Source organism: Lacisediminihabitans sp., from assembly GCF_036569425.1.
Taxonomy (GTDB): Bacteria; Actinomycetota; Actinomycetes; order Actinomycetales; family Microbacteriaceae; genus Lacisediminihabitans.
In genome coordinates, this window is the sequence record NZ_DATCQQ010000005.1 from 1 (window position 1) to 4,635 (window position 4,635).

A 4,635-nucleotide genomic window follows, 5' to 3' on the forward strand; every position below is an offset into this window, starting at 1 on the left:
GTGAATGGCCGCATCCGAGCCGGCAAAACGGCCACATGCCCCGACTCGAGGCGCGAGGCGGGATGACGCGTGACGCGAGGCGGGATGACGCGAGGCGGGACGCGCTCAGGGGGTCAGGATGCGGGCGCCGTGAACGGGGCCCGTCGCGCGCACGACCGTGAGGCGGGCCGCGCTGAGGGCGATCTGGAGCTCGAGGGCGCCGTCGAGGTTCGGCGCGAGGAAGGCGACCGTGGGGCCGGAGCCCGAGATCATGCCGGCGAGCGCGCCGTTCTCCTCGCCGAGTTCGATCACCCGGGCGAGTTCGGGCTCGAGGTGCAGCGCGGGGGCCTGCAGGTCGTTGTGCAGCACCTCGGCGAGCATGTGCGGGTCGCCGGCGCGCAGCGCCTGCAGCACATTGGCGTCCACCTGCGGCTGCACCGCCGCCGGAAAGATGTCCTGCGAGTGCCGGTCGCGATGCCGGTCGAGTTCGCTGTAGACGAGCGGCGTGCTCATGCCGAAGTCGGCGAAGGCGAGCACCCACTGGAACTGGCCCTTCGCGAGGGCCGGGCTCAGCTGGTCGCCGCGACCGGTGCCGATCGCCGTGCCCCCGGTGAACGCGAACGGCACGTCCGATCCGAGTCGCTTGGCCAGGTCGAGAAGGTCCTCGCGCGAGAGGTCGGTCCCCCAGAGCGCGTCGCAGGCGAGCAGGGTGGCCGCGGCATCCGCCGACCCGCCGCCCATTCCCCCGGCGATGGGCACGTGCTTCTCGATCTCGAGGTGCACGCCCCCGCGGTAGCCGGCCTTGCGGGCGAGCAGCCGCGCCGCCTTGATGGCGAGGTTCGTTCCGCCGGTGGCGAGCTTCGAGGAGTCGATCGGGCCGCTGAAGGTCACCGAGAAGTCGTCGGCCGCCGAGGCCCGCACGTCCTCGCTGAGCGTCACCGCCTGGTAGGCGGTCGCGACGTCGTGGTAGCCGTCCTCGAGCAGGGCGCCCACCTTGAGGAAAACATTGATCTTGCCCGGTGCCCGCGCGTGAACCACCTTCGGAGCGGCCGCGGTGGTCATTACTCCAACCTAGCCGACCCGCTCGACCGCCCCATACGCACCCGACCGCGCAATCGACAAAAAGTCGAGCACCGTGAGCTCCTCGCCGCGGGCCGTCGGGGCGACCCCCGCTGCCTCCAGACGGGCGGATGCCTCGGCGCTCGAACCGAGCACGACCGAGAGCGACTGCCGAAGCATCTTGCGCCGCTGCTGGAACGCCGCGTCGATGAGCGAGAAGGTCGCGAGACGCTCGGACTCGGTGCCCGGCTGTTCGCGCCGCTCGAAACGCACGAGAATCGAGTCGACGTTGGGCACCGGCCAGAAGACCTGGCGGCTCACCTGCCCGGCCGTGCGCCACACGCCATACCAGGCGGCCTTCACGCTCGGGCTCCCGTAGATCTTGGACCCCGGCGTGGCCGCGATCCGCTGCCCCACCTCGGACTGCACCATGACGAGGCCGGAGGCGATGTGCGGAAAATACTCGAGAAAGTGCAACAGCACCGGCACCGAGATGTTGTACGGCAGGTTCGCGACGAGGGACGTCGGCTCGCCAGGCAGCTCGGTGATCGTCATCGCGTCCGCCGTGATCACGGTGAGCGGTGCGCCCGGCCGGAACAGTTCCACCGTCACCGGCAGCTGCGCGGCGAGCCGCCTGTCGATCTCGACCGCCACCACCGACGCCCCGACCTCGAGCAGGCCGAGCGTGAGGGATCCGAGTCCCGGCCCGACCTCCACGACGGTCTCGCTGGCGCTCACCCCCGCCGCCTTCACGATGCGGCGCACGGTGTTGGCGTCGATCACGAAGTTCTGGCCGAGCTTCTTGGTGGGCTGGATGTCCAGCATCTCGGCGAGGTCGCGGATCTCCGCGGGTCCCAGCAGCTTCGACGGCTCAGTCATCGATTGCCGCGTTCACGCGAGCTCGGACGAGTCGACGGCCTCGTCGTATGGCGAACCCTGTTCGTGGGTTACCGGTTCGGCATCCCAGCCGCCGTAGACGAGTTCGGTGTTGGATGAGACCTGCGCGGCGAGCATCGACACGTCGGTGCCGAGATGGTCGGCCATGAAGCGCAGCGTGTGCGGGAGCAGGTATGGCGCGTTCGGACGCCCGCGGTACGGCGCCGGGGTGAGGAACGGCGCGTCCGTCTCCACCAGGATCTGGCTGCGCGGGATCACCGTGAGCGCCTCCCGCAGGTTGGCCGCGTTCTTGAAGGTCACCGTGCCGGCGAAGGAGAGGTACCAGCCGTTGTCCGCGCACAGCCTGGCCATGTCCGCGTCGCCCGAGAAGCAGTGGAACACCGTGCGATCCGGGGCGCCCACCCGGCGCAGGGTGGCGATCACCTCGGCGTGGGCGTCGCGGTCGTGGATCTGCATCGCGATGTCGTGCTTCTTGGCAATGGCGATGTGCGCCTCGAACGACCTGTACTGGGCCGCGCGGCCGGACTCCCCGGTGCGGAAGAAGTCGAGTCCGGTCTCCCCCACGGCGCGAACGCGTGGTCGCCCGGCGAGCTCGTCGATCTCCGCGATGGCGGCGTCGAGGGTGCCATCCGCCTCGTACCGCGGCGCCTCGTTCGGATGGATGGCCACGGCCGCGAGCATCCGCGGCTCCCGCGCCGCCATCTCCGCCGACCAGCGGGACGTCTCGAGGTCCCCGCCCACCTGCACCACCCCGCGCACCCCCACGCTCGACGCGCGGTCGAGCTGTTCGCGGTAGTCGAGCGGGTGCTCGCCGTCGGCGATCTCGAGGTGCGTGTGGTTGTCGTACACGGCGACCACGAGGGCCTCCGGCAGGGGCGGATAGCTCAGGTCGCGGGTCTTGGCCTGCTCCGACGAGGTGTCACGCCGGCGGATCGGGCCTTGGGAGTTCTCCAGCGCGGGCATCCCCGAATCCTACCCGCCGTGCCTCCGCCGCCCGGTCACAGCGAGTCGGCAGGCCGCACCTCGAGCACGATCTTGCCGAGACCATGCCCGGCGGCGAGACGCTCGTACGCGGCGCGCACCCGGTCGAGCGGATAGGTCGCGTATACCGGGATCTTCAGCTCGCCGTTCGCCACCAGCCGGGCCAGTTCGGTGAGGGCCTCCCGGGGCTGCACCGTGGACATCCCAGCGGCCTTCACCCCGTACTTCTTCTTCGCCGCGAAGTCGGCGATGGTGTTGATGCGGTCCCGCGGCACGCCGAGCTCGACCGCCACCTGCACGTTTCCCTCGCCATGCGCGTCGATAAAGGCGTCGACGCCGTCGGGCACCATCTTGCGAATGCGGTCGGCCAGACCCTTTCCGTAAGCCACCGGGATGGCCCCGACGCTCCGCAGGAACGCGTGATTCTCCTCGCTCGCGGTCGCCACGACCGCGGCGCCGGCGAGCACGGCGAGCTGGGTGGCAATGACGCCGACCCCTCCGGCGGCCCCGGCGACCACCACGGTGTCCCCGGCTCGCACGTCGACCGCCACGATGGAGGCGCGGGCGGTGGTGCCGGCCACGAAGAGGCTCGCGGCCTCGTTCCAGCCGACCCCGTGCGGCTTCGGGATGACGCGGGCCGCGTCGATCGTCACGTACTCCGCCTGCGCGTTCCGGCCGTCCGAGAATCCGATGACCTCCTCGCCGACGTGCGGGAAGTCCACCCCCTCGCCGACAGCGGTGACGATTCCGGCGAAGTCGCTGCCCTGCCCCTCCGGGAAGTGGGCGGGGAACACGTCCCGCATGCGCCCGTCACGGATCGCGATCTCCCCCGGGTTGATGGCGGCGCTCACGACGGAGACCTGCACCTCGCGGCGGCCCGGCGGCCGGGCATCCACCTCGACGAACTCGAGCACTTCGGTGCCGCCGTACCTCGAGAATCTGACGGCCTTGGGCATCGGGCATCCTCACTGCTCACGGGTGGCTGCGCTGCCACCGAGTGCCAGTCTGCGACGCGATCGAGCCGTCGTCAACTTCCGCGCTAGGAGGCGGGCGCGGGCTCCGGCGATTCGATACGCGGGAAGAGCGAGCTCGCCAGCGGCGTGACGATCGGGCCGCCGGCCCAGTCGAAGGCGGCGCGCACATCCTGCCCCTGCACGGCGCCGACACCGCCGATCGCCGACCACAGCTTCTGCGCCGCGTCCGGAACGAACGGCGACAGCAGCACGGCGAGCGTGCCGAGCCCGCGCAGCGCGGTGAAGAGCACCGCGTCGAGCCGGCCGGCGTTCGCGGGGTCCTTCGCGAGGGCCCACGGCTCCTGGATCGTGATGTAGCCGTTGAGGTCGTCGACGAGGGTCCAGATGGCGGCGAGCGCCTCGTGGATCGCCAGTCGCTCGATCGCGGCATCCGCCTCGGCCGTCACTCGCTTCGACGCGGCGAAGATCGCCCCGTCCGCCTCGGTCAGGGTGACACCGGTCGGGATCTCGCCGCCCCGGTAGCGGGTCAGCATCGCGATCACGCGCGAGGACAGGTTGCCGAAACCGTTCGCGAGCTCGGCCTGGTAGCGCGCGGAGAGGTCTTCCCAGCTGAACGAGCCGTCCTGGCCGAAGCTGATGGCGCGCATGAAGTAGTAGCGGAACGCGTCGACGCCGAAGGTGTCGGTGATCTGCTCCGGCGCGATGCCGGTGAGCTTCGACTTGGACATCTTCTCGCCGCCGACGA

The 4,635-nt window shown here is 70.7% G+C and carries 5 protein-coding genes; all 5 read right to left on the reverse strand.

Annotated features, from left to right (window positions below):
* Nucleotides 1–105 precede the first annotated feature (105 nt).
* Complete coding sequence (locus VIM54_RS00440) at nucleotides 106–1,041, reverse strand: 4-(cytidine 5'-diphospho)-2-C-methyl-D-erythritol kinase (protein ID WP_331898201.1); 936 nt, start codon at nucleotides 1,039–1,041, stop codon at nucleotides 106–108.
* A 9-nt stretch (nucleotides 1,042–1,050) separates the two neighbouring features.
* Nucleotides 1,051–1,917 (reverse strand): 16S rRNA (adenine(1518)-N(6)/adenine(1519)-N(6))-dimethyltransferase RsmA, encoded by an 867-nt coding sequence (gene rsmA / locus VIM54_RS00445; RefSeq protein WP_331898203.1) that lies wholly within the window; start codon nucleotides 1,915–1,917, stop codon nucleotides 1,051–1,053.
* Between the two features lie 12 nt (nucleotides 1,918–1,929).
* Complete coding sequence (locus VIM54_RS00450; RefSeq protein ID WP_331898204.1) at nucleotides 1,930–2,898, reverse strand: TatD family hydrolase; 969 nt, start codon at nucleotides 2,896–2,898, stop codon at nucleotides 1,930–1,932.
* A gap of 35 nt (nucleotides 2,899–2,933) precedes the next feature.
* Nucleotides 2,934–3,872 (reverse strand): NADP-dependent oxidoreductase, encoded by a 939-nt coding sequence (locus VIM54_RS00455; RefSeq protein ID WP_331898206.1) that lies wholly within the window; start codon nucleotides 3,870–3,872, stop codon nucleotides 2,934–2,936.
* Between the two features lie 83 nt (nucleotides 3,873–3,955).
* On the reverse strand, nucleotides 3,956–4,635 hold a 680-nt coding region (locus tag VIM54_RS00460), incomplete at its 5' end, for a class I tRNA ligase family protein (protein ID WP_331898208.1).

Excerpts from the sequence above, each read along its gene's own strand:
- VIM54_RS00450 (WP_331898204.1), bottom strand. The coding sequence starts at position 2,898 with ATGCCCGCGCTGGAGAACTCCCAAGGCCCGATCCGCCGGCGTGACACC.
- VIM54_RS00440 (WP_331898201.1), bottom strand. The coding sequence starts at position 1,041 with ATGACCACCGCGGCCGCTCCGAAGGTGGTTCACGCGCGGGCACCGGGC.
- rsmA (WP_331898203.1), bottom strand. The coding sequence starts at position 1,917 with ATGACTGAGCCGTCGAAGCTGCTGGGACCCGCGGAGATCCGCGACCTC.
- VIM54_RS00455 (WP_331898206.1), bottom strand. The coding sequence starts at position 3,872 with ATGCCCAAGGCCGTCAGATTCTCGAGGTACGGCGGCACCGAAGTGCTC.